2 protein-coding genes are annotated in these 2188 nt (G+C 60.9%); one reads left to right on the top strand and one right to left on the bottom strand.

Annotated elements, in window-relative coordinates:
- The coding region (locus ABI546_RS08130) for a DEAD/DEAH box helicase (protein ID WP_348045880.1) at positions 1-593 on the bottom strand (593 nt) is incomplete at its 3' end.
- Between the two features lie 303 nt (positions 594-896).
- On the opposite strand from ABI546_RS08130, the gene ettA reads away from it, so the two are divergent.
- A partial coding sequence (ettA, locus tag ABI546_RS08125) for an energy-dependent translational throttle protein EttA (RefSeq protein WP_348045878.1) occupies positions 897-2188 on the top strand: 1292 nt, incomplete at its 3' end.

Here is a 2188-nt window from a genome sequence, read left to right as displayed (position 1 = left end):
TCGCGGATTTCATCGCTGAAGGTCGCGCTGAACAGCAGCGACTGCTTCTGCTTGGGCACCAGGGCCAGCACTTTCTTGATGTCGTGGATGAAACCCATGTCCAGCATGCGGTCGGCTTCGTCCAGCACCAGGATCTGCACCTGGCTCAGGTCCAGCGTGCCCTGGCTCGCGTGGTCCAGCAGACGGCCGGGGGTGGCCACCAGAATGTCGACGCCGCGGCGCAGTTTTTCAATCTGGGCGCCCATGCCGACGCCGCCGAACATCACCATGGAAGTGAGATCGGTGTATTTGCCGTAGGTGCGCACGCTTTCTTCGACCTGGGCCGCGAGTTCGCGGGTGGGGGTCATGATCAGGGCGCGCACGGCATTGACGCCGCGGCGGTTGGTCAGGCGTGCTTCAGTAGACAGACGCTGCAGCAAAGGCAGTGTGAAAGCCGCGGTCTTGCCGGTGCCGGTCTGCGCGCCGCCCAGCAGGTCCACGCCCTTGAGCACGGCGGGGATCGCCTGGGCCTGGATGGGGGTGGGGGTGTCGTAGCCCTGCTCGAGCACGGCCTTCAGAATGGCCGGGGCCAGATTCAATTCTTCAAATGTCATGGTAGGGCGCCCTTGGGCGCTGAGGATCGGCCTGTTGGGCGTCTGTTTGATGCAGGAAGCCCGCCAGTGATAGGCAGATGGGGTCAAAAGGTAGGGCTGTGAACATCGCAAGTGACTACCGGAGGTAGACCTGAAATGTGCCCAAATGTTGCGGGTAACTGGAGCCAGCAACAGACCTATTGTCTCACGGAACGATAATGGAGGATTAACGGCGCAAATTGACGCATAAATGGCTCCTTTGCACAGCCAGGCATTTCGCCCCAGCCGTTCACGTCCTTTTTATTTTTTAAGAGATTGATTCGCATGGCTCAGTACGTATTCACCATGAACAAGGTCGGCAAAATCGTGCCGCCCAAGCGTCAAATCCTCAAGGATGTGTCGCTCAGCTTTTTCCCCGGCGCCAAAATTGGTGTTCTGGGCACCAACGGCTCTGGCAAGTCGACTCTGCTCAAGATCATGGCTGGCCTGGACACCGAGATCGAAGGTGAGGCCACACCCATGCCCGGTCTGAATATCGGCTACTTGCCGCAGGAGCCCAAGCTGGACCCGACCCACACGGTGCGCGAAAGCGTCGAGGCTGGCATGGGCGCGGTGTTCGCTGCCAAGGCCCAGCTCGAAGCCGTGTACACGGCCTACGGCGAGCCTGATGCCGACTTTGACGCGCTGGCCGCCGAGCAGGCCCGGCTGGAAGCCATCATCGCCACAGCCGGGACCGATTCGGAGCACCAACTCGAAATCGCCGCCGATGCGCTGCGCCTGCCGCCTTGGGATGCCGTAATTGGCGTGTTGTCGGGTGGTGAAAAACGTCGCGTGGCCTTGTGCAGCTTGCTGCTGTCCAAGCCCGACATGCTACTGCTCGACGAGCCGACCAATCACCTGGACGCCGAATCGGTGGACTGGCTGGAGCAGTTCCTGCAACGCTATTCGGGCACCGTAGTGGCCATCACCCATGACCGCTACTTCCTCGACAACGCAGCCGAGTGGATTCTGGAGCTGGACCGCGGTCGCGGCATCCCCTGGAAGGGCAACTACAGCACCTGGCTGGAGCAAAAAGGCGAACGCCTGGCGCAGGAGCAAAAGGGTGAGGAAGCCCGGGCCAAGGCCCTGAAAAAGGAGCTGGAATGGTCACGCCAGAACCCGAAGGCGCGCCAGGCCAAAAGCAAGTCGCGGCTGGCCCGCTTTGAAGAGTTGTCTGATTTCGAGTACCAGCAGCGCAATGAAACCCAGGAAATCTTCATTCCCGTGGCCGAGCGCCTGGGCAACGAAGTCATCGAGTTCAAGGGAGTCAGCAAGTCCTTCGGCGACCGTCTGCTGATCGACAACCTGAGCTTCAAGATACCGGCTGGCGCCATCGTCGGCATCATCGGCCCGAACGGCGCCGGCAAGTCCACGCTGTTCAAGCTAATTGCCGGCAAGGAACAGCCGGACAGCGGCGAAGTCGCTATCGGCAAGACTGTGCACATGGCATTTGTGGACCAGCACCGCGATGACCTGGCCAACGAAAAAACCGTTTGGGAAGACATCTCGGGCGGGCTCGACATGCTGACCGTCGGCAAGTTCACCATGCCCAGCCGCGCTTACGCGGGCCGCTTCAA

The organism is Polaromonas sp., assembly GCF_039932935.1.
Classification (GTDB): domain Bacteria; phylum Pseudomonadota; class Gammaproteobacteria; order Burkholderiales; family Burkholderiaceae_C; genus Polaromonas.
This window is presented reverse-complemented; position numbering and strand designations above follow the sequence as displayed.